The following is a 21301-nucleotide window of genomic DNA, read 5'->3' on the forward strand; positions in this document are numbered from 1 at the left end:
GCTATTCGCGCTGCTGAGTCCGATATGTTCCCCGAAACAAGGCTGCAGCCTGCGACGCGGCCAGATCGCCCGGAACATTCGCTGTCCTGAGCGCTGCCAGGCCGGCATCCGCATCCTCTGGCGTCACAATGATGTCGCGACCCCGAATGAACAGGTCGCGCAAATGTTCCGCCGTGTATTCGGGATGAAACTGAACCGACCGGGCAGGAAACTCGTAATCGAGCGCCCCGACAGGACAGTGATCAGCCGAACCCGTAACCCGAGCCGTCGGAGGCACCTTGGTCACCTGATCCTGATGCCAGACATAAGCGTCGGGATTGCCGCCTCCGTAGTCAAAGGCGCGACAGCCAACAATGTTGCCGATCACCGCCTTTTCCGCCTTTCCGCCATAGACATCGGCCATGATCTGATGGCCGAAGCAAATTCCGAAGACAGGTTTGCTCTGGTCCCGACAGTCTTGCAGGAACAAGCGCAGGGGCTGCATCCACTCCGTGTCGTCGTAAACGCCGAACTCGGAACCTCCGACTATGACCCCTTCAAAATCGGACAACGCAGGAAGAGCGACACCATCCACGACATTCGCCACAAAGAACTCTGCTTCCGGCAAATGCGGTTCGATCCACTCGCGGATCTGCTGCGCGGTTCGCGGCAAACCCTCCAGCAGCGGCAGCGGGTGGCTGGTCATCTCAAGCAGGGCGATCCTCACCAGTCGAAAGCCCGGTCTATGCCCGCCATCTTGACCCCGGTGAAGGCCGACGCCTGAAAGCTGAGTGCGCGCAGGTCTTCGGTTTCCAGATTGTGGACCGAGGACTTGCCGCAAGCCTTGGCCAGCGCCGTGATCTCCATCGTCATGGCCGTCAGGTACCGGGCGATACGTTCCGCACCGGCATGGGGGTTCATGCGCGCCTCAAGTTCAGGGTCCTGCGTTGCGACGCCGACCGGACACCGGCCTGTATGGCAATGATGGCATGCACCGGGCGATGTCCCCAAAGCGGTGTAGTCGTCGAGATACCTGGGGCTGTTGCACCCAAGCGCGACCATCGCTGCGTTGCCAATCATCACCGCATCGGCACCCAATGCCAGACACTTGGCTGCATCCACTCCCGAGCGGATACCCCCGGCTGCCACAAGTGAGACCTTGCCGGTCATACCACAATCGTCCAGAGCCTCGCGTGCGGCGCGAATGGCGCTCATGGTCGGAATGCCGGTGTGATTCAGCAGCAATTCGGGGGATGCCCCGGTACCGCCCTCTGCCCCGTCAACAACCACGACATCGGCGCCTGCCTTGGCCGCAACCGCCACGTCGAACCTGGGACGGGTCGCGCCCATTTTGATGAAAATCGGCACCTGATAATTGGTCGCGATCCGCAATTCCTCGATCTTCACCGCCAAATCGTCAGCTCCGAGGAAATCCGGGTGGCGGATGGTCGAACGCTGATCCACCCCTTCGGGCAGTGTCCGCATCTGGCTGACCCGCGGGCTGACCTTCATGCCCAGCAGCAGGCCGCCGGTTCCGGGCTTGGCCCCCTGCCCCACGACGATTTCCAGCGCATCCGCGCGGCGCAGGTGATCCAGATCCACACCATAGCGGGCGGGCGACATCTGGTAGAGAAGGCGTTGGGAGGCTTCGCGCTCCTCCTCCAGCATGCCGCCTTCGCCCGTGCAGGTCATGGTGCCCACTTTCGAGGCCCCATAGCCCAGCGATGCCTTGGCTGACGCCGACAGCGCGCCGAACGACATGGATGCAATGTAGATCGGAATCTTGAGTTCCAGCGGGCGTTCGACCAGGCCGCGCCCACCGCCCAGAACTGTCGTGGTGTCGCAGCTCTCACGATACCCTTCCAACGGCAGACGGGTCATGGTCGCCGGGACGAATGTCAGATCATCAAAGGTCGGCATCCGCTTGTTGAACGTGTTGTAACCGCGAACCTGATAGCGCCCCAGCTGCGCCAGCGCGTGAACCTCGGAAATCGCTTCGGGTGTCCAACGGGTCGATCCGCCTTCATCATACGAGGACGGCACGCCTGCCGGGCGACCCTCGATCGCGCCTGCGTCGCGGAACCGGATTTCTTCCTCTGAGGCGACCTCGAACGGATACTCATAGGGTTTACTCAGATCATGAGCCATGCGCTTGCATCCCTGCTTTCAAAATACCAAAGACGTTGACCGGACACCATTTTTCTCCAGTTCCGTGAACTGTCGACAAGCCCGAGCGGGTCAAGAATGGCGTCGACCTCGGCGACTTCCTCGGCCGTCGGTTCAAGTACATCGACATCGACGCCAAGGCTATCGACCTCGCCCGCCACCCAAACCTCTCCTTGCCACAGGGCATCGGCACAGGACTCGCCCGCTCCGCCCAAGGCAATGATCCGCCCGGAATGCGCCATGAAACCGGATTGATACCCGATTTTGCCTTCGACCACGATATTTCCGCCCTTCATGGCAACGCCGACGCGGGGCCCGGCGTCCCCTTTGACATGGATCGTGCCGCCAATCATTGCGGCCCCACAGGACATGCCCGCATAGCCGCCAACGGTTATGTGGCCCTTGGCCATTCCCTCGCCCACGGCCCAGCCGCAGTTGCGTTCGATCGTGATGTTTGCTCCGGTGTTCAATCCACCGCAGTAATAGCCAACGGACCCTTCGAACGTGATGTCCACATTGTCCGGCAAACCTACACCCAGATTATGCCGCGACAACGTATCGACCACCCGGATGGGACGCCCTGTGGCACACGCTGCCATGATGTCCTGATTCACTTCGCGAATATGCCGTTTCCCGACTTCGATGACGATCTCATCCATCTGCCTTGCTACCTCGCTCATGCCGCCAGGCTCCGGTTTCCGACACCCCAGATACCTGTCAGCGACGGGCCGTCGTAATTGATCACGTCGCATTCCTCGGTCATCACCCGACGCACCGCCTGCTCCTCGGTCGCGGCGGCAAGATCGCCGTTGCGGTTGACGACGACCAGCGGCTTCATGGCGAAGCGATCCTTGGCAAAGCCAATCCCGTTCGGCGTTGCGATCATGTATGTGAAAACCCCGTCGATCGAGGTGATCGACTTCTTCAGCGCCTGCTCCATCGTCAGGCCTGCCTTCATCTGGTCACTGACCCAGACCGCAATCAGTTCACTGTCATTTTCGGTCAGAAAGCGATAACCCATCCGGGTCAGTCTGTCGCGCCACGTGAAATAGTCCGTGATCTGCCCGTTGTGGACAATCGCCACATCCGAGAAAGGCCGTGCCCAGAACGGGTGCGAAGCGTTTGGCAGAACCGAGCTTTCGGTGGCCAGCCGCGCATGCCCCAGCCCATGGGTCCCGACCATGTCGCGCACGCCGTGTTTCTCGGACACGGCCTCGGCTCCACCGATATCCTTGATGATCTCGAGGCTGCGTCCGCAGGACTGAATTTCGATCCGGTCGGTCAATTCATCCGCATCACGGACCCAAGCCTGCAAATCCGCAGGGTCCGAAATTTCCATCCGAAAGCAATAGTGCTGATTTTCATCCGTCAGAATTTTTGGGTCGGATAGGAACTCTGAGCCGTGTTCTTTCAATACCGCCTCAAAAGCATCCAGATCGGAACTTTGCCGGGATTTATTGAACCCCATGCCTCGCAGAACGTATCCTGCTTCCCGTGGCGGCCCATAGATTGCAAACCCGGTGCTGTCCGCGCCGCGGTGTTCCTGCGCGTCCATCAGGTCTACCAGGTCCGCCCCGACCTTACCGGGCGCGGCCAGAATCCTTCCAGCGATTCCACACATGAAGAGCTCCCTGTTCATTCGCGTCTGTATACTGTATACAGTACACGAACAATAGCAAGCCCAATCGCCTTGGCACCGGTTGCTTTTTTGAATACAGAATTCACAAAATGCGGAAAGTGAGGCTCCGAGTGGCTCTGAAAGAAATTAAAACTCAACGCAGAAGACTGGCTGACGAGGTTTACGATCAGCTGGTCGAGGCCATCATGAGCCGCGAGATTTCAGCAGAAGACCGGCTTGTGCAGGAAAAGCTGGCGGCCGAACTGAATATCAGCCGCACACCGGTCCGAGAGGCATTGATGCGGCTGGAAACCGAAGGGGTATTGGAAGTTGCCGCCAGCGGCGGCTTCCGTCTGGCGCGCATGGATCAGGCCGAGGTCAGGCAGTTGTATCAGGCGCGTGCTGCCATCGAAGGGCAGGCGGCGCGCATTCTGGCGGTTCACGCGGAACCCGAAGTGCTGGACCGGCTGCGAGACTTGATTCGCCGCGAAGAGGATTTGATCAACGGCTCGACTCGGGACTACTTCATTGCCAACCGGCGCATTCACCGTGCCTTCATGATTGAAGCGGGCAACAAATTCCTGCTGGATATGTTCGACATGATCTGGGGCAAGGCGATGGCCTTTCACCTGTTTTCCGCGATTGAAAACGTGGATATTTCGAAATCGTTGGGGGACCATCTGACGCTTGTCGATGCCATCGCAACGGGCGATGCAACCGAAGCGCTCGAGACATTCACCGCGCATATTCAGGCCGGTTTCGACCTGCAGATCGAGGGCCTGAAGGAAGCCAAATAGGGCTGCGTCACGGGCACATCTTTAATCGGGAACGACAAGATCAATTTCGTTCAGCGCGAGCATTGAACGAATCTCCTGTGACGGCTGGGTGTCTGTGAAGAACAGATCGATTTTGCCCGATGCTTCCAAAGTGACCGGTGCGCGTTTGCCCAGTTTCTCTCCATCTGCCACCACCACGCGAACTTGTGCCCGGTCAATCGCAATACGGGCCAAGTTGGCCTCTTGCAGATCGTGCAGCATGAAGCCCAGATCCGCGTTGACCGCGCCTGCCGACAGAACCGCAAACCTGACGTTCAGCCGCTTGATCAGGTCCTGAGCCTCCACACCAAACGCGCCGCCATCGTGGGGGCGCAACTCGCCACCGGCCATGAAAACCCTGTTGTTGTTTCTTGAGGCCAGTTCATTGGCCACGAAAACGGAATTGGTGACGATAAACAGGCCCTTATGATCCCTAAGAGCCCTTGCGACATAGGCTGTGGTCGATCCGATATCAAGAAACACGGAATCCCCATCGCTGATGATCTTCGCAACGGCCTTGGCCAGTTTTTCCTTGGCGTCGACCTTTTTGTCCAGACGGCTTTCCAGCGTTGGTTCCAGGATGTCTTCGACCAGGTGAACACCGCCATGGACCTTTCGCACGATACTGCGCTCTTCCAGATTGCGAACATTGCGTCTGATGGTTTCCAACGTGACGCCCAGTTGATTGGCCAGAAAGCTTACCCGGCACGATCCGCCGGCCTGAAACAGCTCTCGCAGGATCTCTTCTTCGCGTTGGTTGGTCGTCTTTAGATTCATCTTTTCGGGCATTGGATATCGATCTTGAAGTGGCATTCAGGCATATCACAACACCCACAGAAAGCAACACTACACGAAAAATCAACGGTTTGAGTGGCACAATTTGAGTATTTATGTGGCTTTACGTGGTTTTTATTGACACAAAACCCCACGATATGGTCGTCTAGAGAGAGTACCACCGATTCACCAGAAAAAACCACGACAGGGAGATGGTATGATGAAACGCAATCTGGGACTCTGTGCACTTGCCTTGGCAGCTGCCGGCGTGACCTCGGCGGCATGGGCCGCAGAGTCGACCGACCCGATAAAATTGACACTGCACGACTGGTCCGGTCAGCTGATCAACACCAAGATCATGGGCTCGATCCTGCAAGAGGCGGGATACAACGTCGAATACGTTCAGGCGGACTACATCGCACAATTCGCAGGCCTGAAGACGGGCGACCTGCATCTGGCGATGGAAATCTGGGAAACCACCGGACGCGAGGCTCTGGACGAGGCGACCGCCACCGGCAATGTCGTCAATGTCGGCGAAACCGGCCTGATGGCGATCGAGGAATGGTGGTATCCGTCCTACATGAAAGACCGCTGCCCGGGTCTGCCCAACTGGGAAGCGCTGAAAGACTGTGCCGAAGAATTCGCAACGGCCGAGACTTCACCAAACGGGCGCTACGTTGGCGGCCCTGTAACCTGGGGCGGGTTTGACGAAGAGCGTGTCGAGGCGCTGGAGCTGGAGTTCGAAGTTGTCCACGCGGGAACCGATGCGGCCCTGTTTGCAGAACTGGAATCCGCCTATCAGCGGGAAGACCCGATCATGCTGTGGGTTTACGTACCACATTGGGCGCCCGCGAAATATGACGGCGAGTTCGTGGAGTTTCCGCCTTTCTCGGCCGAATGCTACAGCGATCCGTCAGTCGGTGTGAACCCGAACCTGGCCTACGACTGCGGCAAGCCGCGTGGTCCGATCTGGAAAGCGGCCTGGTCCGGTTTGCAGGAAAAATGGCCCGGGGCTTATGACATCATCGAGGCCTACAACATCAACAACGATGAAATGAGCGCGATGGTCGGAAAGGCCGATCTGGAAGGCGTGGAAATCGATACGGTTGTTGCGGATTGGATGGACACCAACAAGGACCGCTGGTCCGGCTGGATCTCCAAGTAATCCGCCTTTTGCCGGAGCGGGCAAGCTCCCTCTCCCCACCCGTTCCGGCCTTTTCCATTCTCTGACTGGACACACCAGATGACCCCCAAGACAAAACTGTCCTGCCGTAATGTATGGAAACTGTACGGTCCAAATGCGGATTCGCTGCTGCGGCAACACCCGAACCCATCGGCGGATGAGATTCGCAACGCAGGCGTCATCGGGGCGGTGCGCAACGCCAATATCGAAATCACCAAGGGAGAGATTTTCGTCATCATGGGCCTGTCCGGATCGGGCAAGTCGACTTTGGTGCGTTGCCTGTCACGGCTGATCGAACCAACTGGCGGAGAAGTTCTTTTCGATGACACCGATCTGCTGCGCGCCAACGAGAAAGAGCTGATAGAAATCCGCCGCCACAAGATGGGCATGGTATTCCAGCACTTTGCCCTGTTGCCGCATCTGACCGTTCTGCAAAACGTCATGTTCCCATTGACCATTCAGGCTAAACCAAAAGCCGAGGCAACGGCCAAAGCGCGCGACGTAGTGGAACTGGTGGGTTTGAAAGGACGCGAGGACTACTACCCGCGCGAACTTTCTGGCGGACAGCAACAGCGCGTCGGAATCGCCCGCTCGCTGGTGACGGAACCCGATCTGTGGTTTCTGGACGAGCCCTTCTCGGCCCTGGATCCGTTGATCCGGCGCGAGATGCAGGATGAATTCCTGCGTCTGCAGGAACGTCTGCACAAGACCATCGTCTTTATCACGCACGATTTCGAAGAAGCCGTCCGCCTGGCCGACCGTATCGCCATCATGAAGGATGGCGAAGTGATCCAGATCGCCACCCCGGAAGAGCTGGTTATGCATCCCGCCACCGACTACGTGGCCGAATTCACCCGCCATATCCCCCGTTCAAAAGTGCTGACCGTCGGCGGCGTCATGATCGCGGGTGCCAGTGGCGATGGCGATCCCATACCGCAATCAACCCGTGTGTCAGACGTGGCAGAACGGATCATCGCATCGGACACCCCAATCCCGATTTCGGATGAAAACGGCCAGATTGTTGGCGCGATAGATCGCAAAGCCGTGGCGCGTGTGCTGTTCGGCGGCGGAGATGCGGCATGATCCGCGTGAACCGCAGCCAGATCGTCATCCTGACGCTTGTTCTAGTAACGATCCTGCTGGGTTGGTTCGGACGCGATCTGGGCAAGGTGATGGATGCCCGCTGGTTGACGAAATTTCCTTCGGCATGGGTGATCCCGTTCAAAACCTACATTTCCTCTGCCATGACTTGGCTGATCGAGGACGCGGCCATCGGACCGGTTTCGTTCACCGATATCACACGTGCCATCGCCTGGCTGATTGAACAGCCTTACAACTTTGTTTTGGCGCTGCTTGCCAATGGGTTCGTCAGCGGTTTGGGCAATGACGCTCAGGTCATCCTGCCCGCCATCAGCTGGATCGTGGTGATCACCGCAGTGATCGCGTTGGGCCAGTATTGCCGCGACTGGGCACTGGCCGCGTTGGTTGGTAGCTGTTTCATCTACCTTGCGGTCTTTGGCCAATGGGACAGCGCAATGGTCACATTGGCTTCGGTTCTGATTGCAGTTCCGATCGGCGCGGGCGGAGGGTTGCTGACCGGCATCATCGCCTATCGCAACCCGACATTCGAACGCATCATCTCACCCATTCTGGATCTGATGCAGACGATCCCGATCTTCGCCTATCTGGTGCCGATCCTGTTCATGTTCGGCTTTGGCCCGATCTCGGCTCTGGTCGCGACGATCATCTACGCCACGCCTCCGATGGTTCGGATCACGACACTGGCACTGAAAGCCGTTGACCCCGAGATTCAGGACTTTGGCCGCATGGCGGGCACGACACAGCGGCAGCTAATGTGGCGCGTTCTGGTGCCCTCGGCCAGTCACAGCCTGATGGTGGGTGTCAATCAGGTGATCATGCTGACGCTGAACATGGTCATCATCGCCTCGATGATCGGGGCCGGAGGGCTGGGGTTCGACGTCCTCGCCGCGTTGCGCCGTCTGGACATAGGCGCAGGGTTCGAAGCTGGCATCGCCATCGTTGTTTTGGCCATCGCAGTGGACCGGCTGAGCCAGGCTTTTGCCGAACGGATGGGGCACGTGCATCATGAGGCGCCGGGCTCGTGGGTCGCCCGCCATCGACGGACAGTTCTCGTGCTGATCCTGCTGGTCGTTACATGGGTCCTAGGCCAGTTTTCACCCCTGCTGCTGGAATATCCCGAAAGCCAAACAATCACCACGGGTGCCTTCTGGGACAACACTGTCGAATACCTGAACGTCAACTATTTCGACACGTTCGAGGCGATCAAGGTCTTTTTCCTGACCTGGTTCATGATCCCGATCAAGACGGTTCTGCTGGGCATCCCATGGCCCTGGGCCATTGCAATGCTGACGTTGCTGGGCTGGCACGCAGGCGGCTGGCGATTGGCGCTGCTGTGCGGCGGCATGGCCTCGCTGATCCTTGTGTCGGGTCTGTGGTCGAAGGCAATGGTGACGGTATACCTCTGCGGGGCATCAGTCATTCTGGCAACCCTGATCGGAGTGCCTCTGGGCGTGCTGGCGGCCCTGAACAAACGCGCCGGAACGGTGATCAATCTGCTGATCGACACGCTGCAAACTCTGCCCAGCTTTGTCTATCTGATCCCGGTGGTCATGCTGTTTCGGGTCGGCGACTTCACCGCACTGATCGCCATCGTGCTTTACGCATTGGCCCCAGCAGTGCGCTATGCCGCGCACGGTGTGCGTTCAGTCAGCGAAGACCTGATCGAGGCCGGGCTGGTTTCTGGCTGTACCCGCACGCAACTGCTGCGCCATATCCGCCTGCCGATGGCCCTGCCCGAAATCCTGCTGGGCATCAACCAGACGATCATGCTGGCTCTGTCGATGCTGGTCATCACCGCGCTCGTCGGCACCCGCGATCTGGGGCAAGAGGTCTATATCGCACTGACCAAGGCCGACACCGGTCGGGGTCTGGTGGCTGGTCTGTCGATTGCCTTCATCGCCATCATTGCGGACAGGCTGATCAATGCAGGTGCCCGGCAGGCCCGTATCCGCTTTGGACTGGAGAGCTAACATGAGCCAATCCGATCTGATGACCCGCATCCGCGATCTGCCGATCTGGCAAGGAAATATTGAGGCAACGCCTCTGACCGGCGGCATCACCAACATAAACTACAAGATCACCGACGATAGCGGCTCCTACGTGGTGCGTGTCGGAGACGATATCCCCCTGCATCAGGTGATGCGCTTCAATGAACTGGCGGCCAACAGGGCGGCCCATGCGGCTGGGCTTTCGCCTGCCGTGGTTCACGCCACAGGTCATCTGACGGTATTGGAGTTCATCGAAAGCCGCACCTTGTCCGAAGAGGACGTTCGCCACCCCGACATGCTGCCGCGTGTTCTGGACCTGGTGAAAGCCTGCCATATCGAGGTCCCCAAGCATCTGCGCGGCCCGTCGCTGGTGTTCTGGGTCTTCCACGTCATCCGTGACTACGCAGCTACACTCAAGGAACGCGGAAGCACCCATTCGGCTTTGCTCCCTGATCTGGTGAAAATCAGTGACGGGCTCGAAGCTGAGGCGGGACCATATGACATGGTTTTTGGCCACAACGATCTGCTCTGCGGCAATTTTCTGGACGACGGGACTCGCCTCTGGTTGATCGATTTCGATTATGCCGGGTTTAACTCGCCGCTCTTTGACTTGGGCGGGCTGGCTTCGAACAACGGCCTTTCGCCCGAACAGGAAGACTGGGTGCTGAAGACCTATTTTGAAACCCCAGTCACCGACGATCTGCACCATCGCTACACGGCCATGAAATGCGCCTCGCTGCTGCGCGAAACGATGTGGAGCATGGTGTCCGAAATCACTTCGGATATCGACTTCGACTACGCAGCCTACACAGCCGAAAACCTCGCGCGGTTCCGCGCGGCCCTGACAGACTTCAAAAACACCTGAGGACAGACATGACCGACCTTCCGAAAACAGCCAAAGCCGTCATCATCGGCGGCGGGATCATCGGCTGCTCGACCGCGTATCACCTGGCCAAGCTGGGCTGGACAGATACGGTGCTGCTGGAGCGCAAGAAACTGACCTCGGGTACGACATTTCACGCGGCGGGATTGGTGGGCCAGCTTCGATCGAACGCCAATATCACGCAGTTGCTGGGCTACTCGGTAGACTTATACAACAAGATCGAAGAGGAAACCGGCCTCGGCACCGGCTGGAAGATGAACGGCGGCCTGCGGCTGGCCTGTAACGAAGAACGTTGGACCGAGGTAAAACGCCAGGCCACAACGGCGCATTCCTTCGGTCTGGACATGCAGCTTCTGACCCCTTCCGAAGCGCAGGACCTGTGGCCGCTGATGGACGTCTCTGACGTGATCGGCGCGGCGTATCTGCCGACGGATGGTCAGGCGAACCCGTCGGACATCACTCAGGCGCTGGCCAAGGGCGCGCGCATGGCCGGAGCGAAGATATTCGAGGACACCAGGGTCACCGATATCGAAATCGAAGATGGCAAGATCCGCGCGGTGATCACCGAACATGGCAGGATCGAATGCGAAAAGGTGATCTGCTGTGCCGGTCAGTGGACCCGTACATTTTCGGGACGTTTTGGCGTCAACGTGCCCCTGGTGCCGATGGAGCATCAGTATATGGTGACGGAACCCTTTGACGTGCCTTCAAACCTGCCGACCCTGCGCGACCCGGACCGACTGACATACTACAAGGAAGAGGTCGGCGGGCTGGTCATGGGAGGGTACGAGCCAAACCCGATCCCCTGGGCAACCAAAGGCATCCCGCAGGGCTTCCACTACACGCTGCTCGACAGCAACTTCGATCATTTCGAACAACTGATGGAGCTGGCCCTTGGCCGTGTTCCCGCTTTGGAGAATGCGGGTGTCAAAACGCTGACCAACGGGCCTGAAAGCTTCACGCCCGACGGCAATTTCATCATCGGTGAAGCGCCAGAGTTGCGCAACTTCTTCGTCGGTGCGGGTTTCAACGCCTTCGGCATTGCAGCTGGCGGTGGGGCGGGCATGGCGCTGGCCGAATGGGTCCACAAGGGCGAGCCGCCTTTCGATTTGTGGGCCGCCGACATCCGCCGCTTTGGCCGCCCGCATTTTGACACCGACTGGTTGCGCACCCGCACAGTCGAGGCATACGGCAAGCACTACACGATGGGCTGGCCGCATGAAGAACACGACTCGGGGCGGCCCTGCCGCAAATCTCCGCTCTATGAAGCGCTGAAAGATCAGGGCGCGTGCTTTGGTGAGAAACTGGGCTGGGAACGCCCGAACTGGTACGCCGATGCCTCGCTGGGTGAAACAGCCAAAGATGAGTACAGCTTCGGCCGTCAGAACTGGTTCAGTGCCGTGGGCCGCGAACACAAAGCCGCGCGCGAGGCGGCAGTGCTGTTCGACCAGACCTCTTTCGCCAAATTCGCCCTTAAGGGTCCGGATGCGCTGGCCGCTATGAACTGGATCTGCGCCAATGACGTGGACAAGCCCGTGGGCGCGCTGACCTATACCCAGATGTTGAACGACAAGGGCGGGATCGAGTGCGACCTGACCGTGGGCCGCGTCGCGCATGATGAGTTTTACATCGTCACCGGCACCGGCTTTGCCACCCATGATTTCGACTGGATCAGCCGCAATATCCCCGAAGATCTCAACTGTCAGCTTTTTGATATCACCTCATCCAATGCCGTGCTGTCGCTGATGGGCCCGAAAGCGCGCGATATTCTGGCGAAGGTCACGCGCGATGACGTTTCGAACGACCGCTTCAAGTTCGGCACGATCCGCACAATCGGCATCGCCGGGTGCCCGGTCAAGGCACTGCGCGTGACCTATGTAGGCGAGCTTGGCTGGGAACTGCACCTGCCGGTGGAATATGCCCAGACGGTTTATTCCGCCCTGATGGCTGCGGGCCAGCCGCACGGCCTGCTGAACGCAGGCTATCGGGCGATTGAATCGCTGCGGCTCGAAAAAGGGTATCGCGCCTGGGGTGCGGAAATCGGCCCTGACCACACGCCATTCGAAAGCGGGCTGGGCTGGGCGGTGAAGCTGCGCAAGAACGTCGACTTCAAAGGCCGGTCTGCGTCGGAAAAACAAAGGGCCGAAGGCGTCAAAAAGATGCTGGCCTGTTTCACCGTCGACCCGGATGTTATTCTGCTGGGCCGCGAGACGATCTATCGCGACGGCAAGCGCGTCGGCTGGCTGACCTCGGGTGGCCATGGCTTCACCGTGGGCAAATCCATCGGTTACGGCTATGTCCGCAACCCCGAGGGGGTCGACCCGGGATTTGTAACATCCGGCAGGTACGAGCTGGAGGTCGCTACCCAACGCGTTCCCTGCGAAGTCACTTTGCAGCCGCTGTACGATCCGAAAATGGAACGTGTCAAAGCATAAAAGCGACGATACCGGAAGGTTAAGACCTTGTGGTACCGGTAACATAACAACAGAAGGGAACGGCCAAGCGCCGATACTGGCTTCAGACGGCGGAGTAACTTCCGCCGCGACGCCGGAACTTCATACTGAACTTTCGAGGTTGCTGAGCGACCAAAACCGAAAAACCGATACCCGTCCGAACCGGAAAGACAGGCGACAAGTTTTGCATCAGAGTCGGTTCTCCTTCCTGGCGGACTGACCAATTGGAAGCGCTGGCAGCAAGCCGCCAATTGCGATCAGCCCTGCCCCGACCCATCCCCAGAAATCCGGCAGGTTGTTCCAGATCGCATAGCCAAAGATGATGGCCCAGATCATCCCGGAGTACTCTACCGGTGCCATCAAGCTGAGCGGCGAAACCGAGCACGCTTTCGTTCGACAATACACGCATAAGGCGCCGAACAGCCCGAGTAGAACAACAAGCCACAAATCCGGCGTCTCGGGCAGGTGGTCCCCAGCCGGAACCAGAAGGACAGCGACCAGAAAAATCGTCAGATATTCATAGCCCGTGATTGCTTCTGGCGTGTCGCGGCGGGACAGGGCGCGCGCCGCCGCAAGACCGAAAGCACTGCAAAAAGCCGCGGCCAGCGGCAGCAAAGCGGCCATGTTCATGCCGACGCCCGGCGGGCGAATAATGAGACATGCACCCAAAGCTCCGGCAACCACCGCTAAGACCTGCAGGACGCTCGCGTGTTCCCGAAAGAACAGGGAAGACAGACACATTGAAATGATCGGGGAAACCATGAAGATGATCGTCACCTCAGCCAGAGGCAGTACCTTCAGACCTGCAATGAAAAAATACATCGTTCCCAAGGTCAGCAAGCCTCGGCCAATCATCAGCGGCCACCGTGGCGATACCATCGAACGCCAGGTCGACGGGGCGATGATCCCGAAGAAAAACAGCAGCCCGAACACGCTTTCGAAGAATATGACCTGAAGCTCAGAATATGTCTGGGCCAGCATTTTTGCGACCGCATCCAGCGCGGACATGAAAAACACGCCCAGCGCAAACAAGATTATCCCGCGCGCGCTCCCTTGAAACTGACGAAGCATGGCGCTCATTGGCCGACCCGGTCGAAAACCGAAGTGCGTTCCAGATAAAACTGCGACGAAAACCTGCCCGGATTCTGCTTCAGGAAGTCCTTCATGAAGGTTAGCATTTCGACCGCATCAGCTTTCTTTACATCAACTTTCCCATGGTCTAGCCAGTCTTCAAAACGGGCGAGTTCCTTTAGATCAAACCCTTTTTGACGACCGTATTCGATCATGTTGCAATAGGAACGGTGTGAGAAATATGTCCGGCTCATATGCGCTTCAAAAGCTGCTGCGGTTTCTTGTGAAATAACCCCGTTTTCCAACGCAGCCGCCAGCGTGGCCTTGATGTTCAACAATGGTTCAGACAATGCGGGATAACCCAGTTCGGCGGGTCCGTGGTTCAGGGCGACTTCGTCGTCCCGTGTAATCCGGCCAGTGCGGTAATCCTCGAAAACGCGCCCGATCCCCTTCATGCCGAAATCGCAAAGCTCGGCGGCTCTTAGCGCTCCCATGCTGGCGCTGCCGAAAACGTGAACGCCTTGGTCAAGCGCCCAAAGTATTTCCTTGTGTAAGACCGAAGGTGTCAGCTGAAAGTACCCGTCAATGATACCGATGGCATGGGGGTTGCGCGCTATCACGGCCATCACATCCCCCTGTGCAGCAGGTGGCAGGTATTCAGCGTCAAGAATACTCAATGCTTCACTTTTCCGGATCGTGGGGCCGCAAAATACGAATATGGTCATTGGGCCGGTTCCAGCTGTCTTTGCGCCCGCACCCCCATTGCGTAGCGCGGGTCGTCGCTTGGACCTTCCAGTCCCGGAACAAGCACACGGACCACCGAAATATATTTGGCCACATAGTCCGCGGTTATGTCGATGATGTATGCGTCGTGAAGTCCAGCATTCTGCAAGCCCGCTAATATCTGATCCAGATCACCATCCGGGGTTGCTGTGTCTTGCGATTTTCTTGACCCGAACTCAAGCTTTCCGGGCCTTGCGATTGTCTCGTGAAATTCCATTTCGCGATAGAACTCCCTGGACAAGTCATCGCGGGAACCGGTGATCAGCGTCAGCCGTTCCTGTGCGGCTTCTGTCAGCGCGCGGGACAATGCGATTTCGCGGCAAGGGTGACACCCCGCACCGACCGAGGGCCGCGGCAGCAAAACCGGCAGGTTTCCTTTCTCGCATGTCCAGACCAGATATGCAGGCACACCAATGTCGGAAGTGACGTCCCAGATCGCCACATCAATATCCGCGTCTTGGAATTTTTTCAGAATCGCAAGAAGTGAGCCGCCGCAAATCGTATCTTGGTCGATGCGTCGCGCGTCACGATCTGTCCAGGGCAATTGCGACCATAGCGCTATGGCGTCGCGTTCAATGACTTCGCACAAGGCGTGGCAGGCGGCTTCGGCAAAGGTGTTTCCTGACGCCAAGCCGTTGGAGCTTGAAAGGAAGAACCCACTGCCAGGCGGCAAAGGCCGTGTGTAATTTGTGTGTATCAGTTCATATGGCGCCCAGCCCCCGGAATTGCCCCCAAGCGCTTTCATCTCCAGCCACAATATCGGCTGGAAGGGATCGAACTGTCTTCCCCTGCATTGCGGCAGAAGATCCGGCTCAACGACATTGTGCGTATACCGGATGTCCTCATAACAGGCGTGAATTACCGGAAAGACGATACGCTCTGCATGAAATATCTCTATGGACTCCATCACCGCCGAGGCGACGGCGGCATCATAAGTGGCCCCTTTTCCCTGCGATACAGCCATCGAGCGGGAATTTGGCCGACACACGACGATTGTCGGCAACCCAACCCGGTCGAGCCCGGTGACATCCGCGATGCGCGTTATCCCGAAAACGGGGAACAGATCGCGCATCAGGTCAACGGTCTGGCCCGGCGGGCGGACCCTGTGTGTGCCTTCGAAATACTGCTTCAAAACCAATCTCTGCCGGAAAGGACAGGGCCCGGGATCTGATCCAGGTTTTATTCCCGGGCCCGTTACCAGAACGCCGAGGTTGGCGTTCTGATCCAGCTGTTAGCCCTAGGCTGCCGGATCAATCTTGGCGCCGTGTTGTGACGGGTCGATCTTGGCTCCGCACTGGGTCGGATCGATTTTCGCACCATGCTGGGTTGGGTCGATTCTTGCACCAAATTGGGTGGGGTCAATCTTTGCGCCGTGCTGCGCCGGATCAATTCTCGCACCAAGTTGCATTGGATCGATCTTGGCGCCAACCTGAGCAGGACTGGAACGGGGCTTACTACCGTTGATTTCCGGTGATCTTGAAATTCCGGTCGATGCCTTGACCGGTGTTTCCACTTTTACACCTGTCCGACCGATTGAGATCAGCCTGCCATCTGGCGCGCGAACAATAGTCTGATTATCCAACATGAAGTAGCTCCTTGGGTTAATTTGGTCTCCTGATCCTTTGGATGTCACCCGGAATTGGCGACGCGCCCTATTACCACAAAATACTGCTGAAATCACGAATGGATCAGCAGCCAAGATCGGCCCGGATCTGGTCCGATTGACGGCTTGTATTTGTGCTGTCCACACCGAGTTGCCCCGCCTGCCCGCACTGGATGACCTGGCTGTTGGGATCAATCATCTCGGGCCTGTCGGTGTACGAAACAAGCCCGCTGCCGAGAACCGTGTAAAGACCACTTGGTTTCGGAACGGAAAAATACCCCTGAACCTGCACAATCCCGAGAGGACCATCAAACAAGCCGGTTTCGATCCTTTTGGCCTCGATCCCGTCCGACGTCGGCATACCGAACACTCGGATCACATCGCCGGGTTCCAGGTGCATTGGTCTGATCCCGGTGATCTTGCTGCCTCCTATGACGATATCGCCATTTGGGTCCGGACCCAGATAGGTTCCGCTCAACCGGGCCTGATGATCCATGCCGTTTAACCGTTCGACCCGAGAGGCAAGCAGGCGCTCCGCTTGCCACAAACCGCTGATCGCGACCCAGTCTCCCACTTGCACGTCCGGTTTCTGATCTGCGACTTCAATCCGGGTCCCAAGCACGGTCAGTGTTCCGCCTTTGACATCAGACACTGGGCCGACGACCGGCAGAACCTGCCGGATTTGCCTTGCGTGCCAACCATCGCCCCTACGCTCGGCTGTGATCGCGACCGTGTGGCCCGGTTGAAGTGACCCGGCGGCTATTGCCGGAACCGAACCTGCCACGGATGCCTGATCGTCAATCTGAATGCGTAACCCGTTCACATGGATACTGCCGAGATGCGTAATCGTTCCGGCGATACCGGTACCAATTATCCCGCCTTCCCGCTCTTCGCTACCCTCTGCGCCGGCGGGGGAGGCCAGTATCAGGATTGTCAGGATTGCGGACAAGGCACGGTGAAACAGGAACATGGTCACTCACTCTTATCCCTGCCTTTGTCCGGCAAGGGCATCACATAAGCGCCCGTCGCAAATCGGCCCGAGTGGCCCTTGCCCTGATCCTTGTCCTGCAGGGATCGGGCCAGCGCGTTAATTTCCTGCAACAACGCCTGTGCCTTTTCATCGGATACCTTGCGCAACTCTTCGATCGAGGCCTCTGAGAGATGTGAATACCGGACAGCGCGGTCGAAATTCCGCCGGGCGCCCGGCTCTGCCAGCAGGTTCTGCGTGGCGGCCAACAGATGTGCGGACAATGTTGCCTGGTACGCTGCGACCTGTTCCGCCCCGCCGCCCGATGGCAGAAAGGCGTGGGTCAAAAGACGCAAATCCCCATCCTGTCCTTGTTCGACGATATTCTGGTCAAGCAGGGTTTTCAGAACGGTACCCGGGGCCATGTCGATACGTGCAAGCCGAACCAGATCGTCAAATCCTGGCCCACCCTCGCTGCCCTTTCGCCGCAGTTTGCGCGGCTCACCGGAGTTGTCCTGAAACTCGGGCGATGTCGCCCAATGGCTGATCACCAACGCGGCCGCACTGCAACTGCGCTTTTCCGGCGCTTCATCATCAAGATTGCGCAGGCGTTTTACATCCTTGCGATGCAGCCCCGTCAAAAGGCTGGCGCGGCTGTCGCTCAGAGGTGTGTCTGAACTGTCTTCAACCGCTTTCAGCAACGCCTTTTTCAGCGCCTCGGTCGCGCTGCCAACAGTGACGCCATGTGCGACCATCGCCTGTGCCAAAGGCTCCAGCAAGGCTGGCAACGCGGATTCAAGAGGTGTCTTGGGGGTCGTCGACATTGCGCTACTCATTAAAGGCCTTTGGCGGATAACATCTGTCACGCATTAACACATTCAACGCTTTCGTGACTATTTCGTGATCAATCGTGAGTCATAATGGGAAATTTTCCCATTATCAATATTGCGTGACCCCTGAACCGATAGGAAATTGTCATGCAAGAAATCAACATCTCAGCTTCAAGCAATTTTACCCCTCTTAGCTCCTCAGAATTGCCCCTTCGACAACACCCAGATGTCCTCTGCCATCTCAGCCCTATGGATCAGGTCCGCTTCCGAAATTTCGGCTGGGGCCCCAAGGCGGAACCACGCCACGCCACAATTGCCGAAGCCTTGCAGCATCAAATGCAGCGGAACCCAAACGCGGTCGCCATCGACTGCGGTGGGCACGAGATAAACTACCGTACGTTGGACCAGGCATCCAACCGTCTGGCCGCCGTATTGCGCGCCCATGGTGTGAAACGCGGCGATGCAGTCTGCCTGTTTTTGCACCGCTCGATCGAAATGGTGGTTGGCATTGTGGCCGCCATCAAACTGGGTGCTGCGTATGTACCGCAGCATGTCGGCGTTGCGCCTCCCGAAACGCTCCGGCATGTGGCCGAAGTAACGCACGCGCGCGTTCTGCTCAGTCTCAGTGAACTGGCGGATCAGGTGCCCGTATCGGCAAACCAAACATTGATCACCATCGACACGGTCATGTTCGACCCGCTCCTGGATGCCCCAGCCCCGGATACCCGATACCGGGCGCGACCCAAAGATCTTGCGATGATCCTGTTTACATCAGGTACGACAGGTGTGCCCAATGGCGTTCAGGTCAGCCATGCCAATCTGGCGAATATCCTGCTGACCGCGCCCGGTGATCTGGGAATGCGCCCGGGCATGAAGGTTGGACAGGTTCTATCCATCGCTTTCGACATGGCCGCCTGGGAAACCCTGGGGGCGCTGTCAAACGGGGCAACGCTGGTTATTCGTGGCAAGTCCATTCAGGATACGGCGGAACAGGTGGACGTTCTGATCGCCACGCCGTCGATCCTGAACGCGCTGGATCATACACGATGCCAACAGGTCAAAGTCGCCGCCGTTGCCGGAGAACCCTGCCCACGCCCTCTTGCCGACAGGTGGTCGGCCTTTTGCACATTCTACAATTCCTGTGGTCCGACAGAGACGACAATCATCAACACGGCCGAGCCGCATCACCCCGGCAAACAGATCCTGTCCATAGGTCGTCCGACACCCAACAACACGGTCTACATTCTGGACGAAAACCTGCGCGCCCTGCCAATTGGCCAGAAGGGTGAGATGTGGGCCGGTGGGGATTGCGTGACAACCGGATACCTCGCCAACCCTGAGCTGACGGATGAGCGTTACCGCCCCGATCCGTTTCGCCCTGGCCATATGATGTTTCGCACCCGCGATCTGGGCCGCTGGACCGACGATGGAGAGCTTGAACATTTCGGCCGCGTTGATGATCTGGTCAAGATACGCGGCTTTCGGGTGGAACTGGACAGCGTCTCAGGCGCGCTCGAACAGTCGCCCTGCTGCCAACAGGCCGTGACGCTGCAATACGACAGCCGAAATCTGGTAAGTTTCATCTCGCCTGCTTCCGCTTGCCCCAAGCGTGCGGCGCGATCGGTTGCGGACCGTCTGCCCTATTATTGCTGTCCGGCTGTGGTGATGCCGATGGACGCCCTGCCACGGACAACACGCGGCAAACTGGACAAGCGCCTGCTGAAGCAACTCGCCCGTGACCACATCGCGCAAACCGGGACGGAGCTGAAGTGATGACAACTCAAACCACAAATCTGCAATCCCGGGGCCTGAACTGGCGGCGGGTCACACGGCACCCGGCGCTGATGGAATATCGGCGACTGGCGGCGCTGGTTGCCGTCGTCAATCTGGGTGTTTTCGTGATGGGGCTGCACCAGGGCAGGTGGTTTCATGATGGTGAGTACGCGCTGAACCTCATCGCGGACATGGCGTTGATCAACCTGAGCATCGGTATCCTGATCCGGCAGCAAAGGGCGGTCAACGCATTGTTCTGGCTGGCGACCCGGGTTCCGACATCCTGGCCTTTGTGGATTCGCTGGGGTGCCGGCAAGGTCTTTCATTTTGGCGGACTGCATTCAGGATGTACCGTTGCGGGCACGATCTGGTTCGGGTTCTTGCTGTTTGGAATGATCGCGAACAGGGGTGCAGGGGCGGATTCGCCCTCGGGCCTGACACTGACGCTAAGCGCCGCCATGGTCGTGTTGATGACCGTCATGGTGGTTTCAGCGTTGGGACCGATCCGAGCCCGATTCCATAATATGTTCGAGAAAATACATCGCTTCATCGGATGGACCGTCCTGGCGCTGTTCTGGGCACAGACGGTGTCAATAAGTTCTGACACGGGCGATGCATTGTTGCACAGCACAGCGTTCTGGATGCTTTGCCTGATCACACTGTCGATCCTGTCTCCGTGGCTGACGCTGAAACAGGTGAAGGTTGATATTGTCAAACCGTCAAACCATGCGGTGATTGCCCGGTTCGAATACGGCGACACGCCGTTCCCCGGCAGTTCCAACGCCATCAGTCACACACCGTTTGGAGAGTATCACTCATTCGCCAATATCCCGGCCCCGAACCAGAAAGGCTACCGGCTGGCAATCAGCCGGGCCGGAGACTGGACAGGACGATTCATCGACAACCCGCCTGACAGGGTCTGGGTCAAAGGCATCACGACATCTGGCGTGGCCCGCATTGAGGTTTTGTTCAAAAAGGTCGTTTATGTCGGCACCGGGTCCGGAATTGGTCCGATCCTGCCTCATCTTCTGGCCGGTGATGTGCCGAACAGGCTGATTTGGTCTACCCGAAGCCCCCGAAAGACCTATGGGAACGCGTTGGTTGACGAGATCGAAGCGCATACTGACACCCCTCTGATCTGGGACACTGATAAACGGGGTAAACCGAACCTTTCCGCATTGGCTTTGCAGGCCGTGCGTGACAGCGACGCCGAGGCTGTCATCGTGATTTCGAACCAGAAGCTTACGCGCAAAGTCGTGCACGACTTGGAAAGCCTCGGCATCCCCGCCTATGGAGCAATCTGGGACAGTTGAT

General features: G+C 58.2%; 19 protein-coding genes. 8 read left to right on the forward strand and 11 right to left on the reverse strand.

The window, feature by feature from the left end:
• Position 1: 1 nt before the first annotated feature.
• From ACR0FE_RS14925 to ACR0FE_RS14940, 4 genes are read right to left on the reverse strand one after another with little or no spacing between them, the layout of a single operon-like run.
• A complete protein-coding gene (locus ACR0FE_RS14925; protein WP_170619625.1) occupies positions 2 to 706 on the reverse strand; it encodes a type 1 glutamine amidotransferase in 705 nt (234 codons plus the stop codon).
• Positions 703 to 2127, reverse strand: a complete 1425-nt coding sequence (locus ACR0FE_RS14930) for an FMN-binding glutamate synthase family protein (RefSeq protein WP_170611716.1) — start codon at positions 2125 to 2127, stop codon at positions 703 to 705. The genes ACR0FE_RS14925 and ACR0FE_RS14930 overlap by 4 nt, the downstream gene beginning before the upstream one ends.
• Positions 2112 to 2825: a GltB/FmdC/FwdC-like GXGXG domain-containing protein gene (locus ACR0FE_RS14935; protein ID WP_170611714.1), complete on the reverse strand. Its 714-nt coding sequence runs from the start codon at positions 2823 to 2825 to the stop codon at positions 2112 to 2114. The genes ACR0FE_RS14930 and ACR0FE_RS14935 overlap by 16 nt, the downstream gene beginning before the upstream one ends.
• Positions 2822 to 3766 carry a class II glutamine amidotransferase domain-containing protein gene (locus ACR0FE_RS14940; protein ID WP_480913577.1) on the reverse strand — a complete coding sequence of 315 codons (945 nt, stop codon included), beginning with the start codon at positions 3764 to 3766 and terminating at the stop codon, positions 2822 to 2824. The genes ACR0FE_RS14935 and ACR0FE_RS14940 overlap by 4 nt, the downstream gene beginning before the upstream one ends.
• Before the next feature lie 128 nt (positions 3767 to 3894).
• Here ACR0FE_RS14940 and ACR0FE_RS14945 point away from each other — a divergent pair, with 128 nt between their 5' ends.
• Positions 3895 to 4560 (forward strand): GntR family transcriptional regulator, encoded by a 666-nt coding sequence (locus tag ACR0FE_RS14945; protein ID WP_170806742.1) that lies wholly within the window; start codon positions 3895 to 3897, stop codon positions 4558 to 4560.
• A gap of 21 nt (positions 4561 to 4581) precedes the next feature.
• Here the strand turns inward: ACR0FE_RS14945 and ACR0FE_RS14950 are convergent, their stop codons facing one another.
• Positions 4582 to 5355 carry a DeoR/GlpR family DNA-binding transcription regulator gene (locus tag ACR0FE_RS14950; protein WP_170611853.1) on the reverse strand — a complete coding sequence of 258 codons (774 nt, stop codon included), beginning with the start codon at positions 5353 to 5355 and terminating at the stop codon, positions 4582 to 4584.
• 217 nt (positions 5356 to 5572) lie between these two features.
• Here ACR0FE_RS14950 and ACR0FE_RS14955 point away from each other — a divergent pair, with 217 nt between their 5' ends.
• From ACR0FE_RS14955 to ACR0FE_RS14975, 5 genes are all read left to right on the forward strand, one after another.
• Positions 5573 to 6517, forward strand: coding sequence for an ABC transporter substrate-binding protein (locus ACR0FE_RS14955; protein ID WP_480913580.1), 945 nt, complete (start codon positions 5573 to 5575; stop codon positions 6515 to 6517).
• Positions 6518 to 6595: 78 nt separating this feature from the next.
• Positions 6596 to 7618: a quaternary amine ABC transporter ATP-binding protein gene (locus ACR0FE_RS14960; RefSeq protein ID WP_480913582.1), complete on the forward strand. Its 1023-nt coding sequence runs from the start codon at positions 6596 to 6598 to the stop codon at positions 7616 to 7618.
• Positions 7615 to 9606, forward strand: a complete 1992-nt coding sequence (locus ACR0FE_RS14965; protein WP_480913584.1) for an ABC transporter permease — start codon at positions 7615 to 7617, stop codon at positions 9604 to 9606. Before ACR0FE_RS14960 ends, ACR0FE_RS14965 begins: the two co-directional genes overlap by 4 nt.
• 1 nt (position 9607) lies before the next feature.
• The gene (locus tag ACR0FE_RS14970) at positions 9608 to 10489 is read left to right on the forward strand and encodes a phosphotransferase (protein ID WP_480913586.1); all 882 of its coding nucleotides are present in this window, start codon (positions 9608 to 9610) and stop codon (positions 10487 to 10489) included.
• A gap of 8 nt (positions 10490 to 10497) precedes the next feature.
• Entirely contained in the window at positions 10498 to 12942 is a 2445-nt protein-coding gene (locus ACR0FE_RS14975) for a GcvT family protein (RefSeq protein WP_480913588.1), read from the forward strand.
• Between the two features lie 207 nt (positions 12943 to 13149).
• Here ACR0FE_RS14975 and ACR0FE_RS14980 read toward each other — a convergent pair whose 3' ends face one another.
• From ACR0FE_RS14980 to ACR0FE_RS15005, 6 genes are all read right to left on the reverse strand, one after another.
• The gene (locus ACR0FE_RS14980; protein ID WP_170611700.1) at positions 13150 to 14040 is read right to left on the reverse strand and encodes a DMT family transporter; all 891 of its coding nucleotides are present in this window, start codon (positions 14038 to 14040) and stop codon (positions 13150 to 13152) included.
• Positions 14037 to 14756 carry a TfuA-like protein gene (locus tag ACR0FE_RS14985; protein WP_480913590.1) on the reverse strand — a complete coding sequence of 240 codons (720 nt, stop codon included), beginning with the start codon at positions 14754 to 14756 and terminating at the stop codon, positions 14037 to 14039. The genes ACR0FE_RS14980 and ACR0FE_RS14985 overlap by 4 nt, the downstream gene beginning before the upstream one ends.
• Positions 14753 to 15946 carry a YcaO-like family protein gene (locus ACR0FE_RS14990; protein WP_480492194.1) on the reverse strand — a complete coding sequence of 398 codons (1194 nt, stop codon included), beginning with the start codon at positions 15944 to 15946 and terminating at the stop codon, positions 14753 to 14755. Before ACR0FE_RS14990 ends, ACR0FE_RS14985 begins: the two co-directional genes overlap by 4 nt.
• A 105-nt stretch (positions 15947 to 16051) precedes the next feature.
• Positions 16052 to 16513 (reverse strand): hypothetical protein, encoded by a 462-nt coding sequence (locus ACR0FE_RS14995; protein ID WP_480913592.1) that lies wholly within the window; start codon positions 16511 to 16513, stop codon positions 16052 to 16054.
• Positions 16503 to 17387, reverse strand: a complete 885-nt coding sequence (locus ACR0FE_RS15000) for a DUF5666 domain-containing protein (protein WP_480913594.1) — start codon at positions 17385 to 17387, stop codon at positions 16503 to 16505. Before ACR0FE_RS15000 ends, ACR0FE_RS14995 begins: the two co-directional genes overlap by 11 nt.
• Positions 17388 to 17389: 2 nt before the next feature.
• Complete coding sequence (locus ACR0FE_RS15005) at positions 17390 to 18208, reverse strand: DUF6502 family protein (RefSeq protein WP_480812824.1); 819 nt, start codon at positions 18206 to 18208, stop codon at positions 17390 to 17392.
• Between the two features lie 342 nt (positions 18209 to 18550).
• Between ACR0FE_RS15005 and ACR0FE_RS15010 the strand changes: the two genes are divergently transcribed.
• Together ACR0FE_RS15010 and ACR0FE_RS15015 are read left to right on the forward strand one after the other, a co-directional pair.
• Positions 18551 to 19987 (forward strand): amino acid adenylation domain-containing protein, encoded by a 1437-nt coding sequence (locus tag ACR0FE_RS15010; RefSeq protein ID WP_480812823.1) that lies wholly within the window; start codon positions 18551 to 18553, stop codon positions 19985 to 19987.
• Entirely contained in the window at positions 19987 to 21300 is a 1314-nt protein-coding gene (locus ACR0FE_RS15015) for a hypothetical protein (protein ID WP_480913596.1), read from the forward strand. The genes ACR0FE_RS15010 and ACR0FE_RS15015 overlap by 1 nt, the downstream gene beginning before the upstream one ends.
• Position 21301: the final 1 nt, after the last annotated feature.

It is taken from the genome of Ruegeria sp. K7, assembly GCF_056531785.1.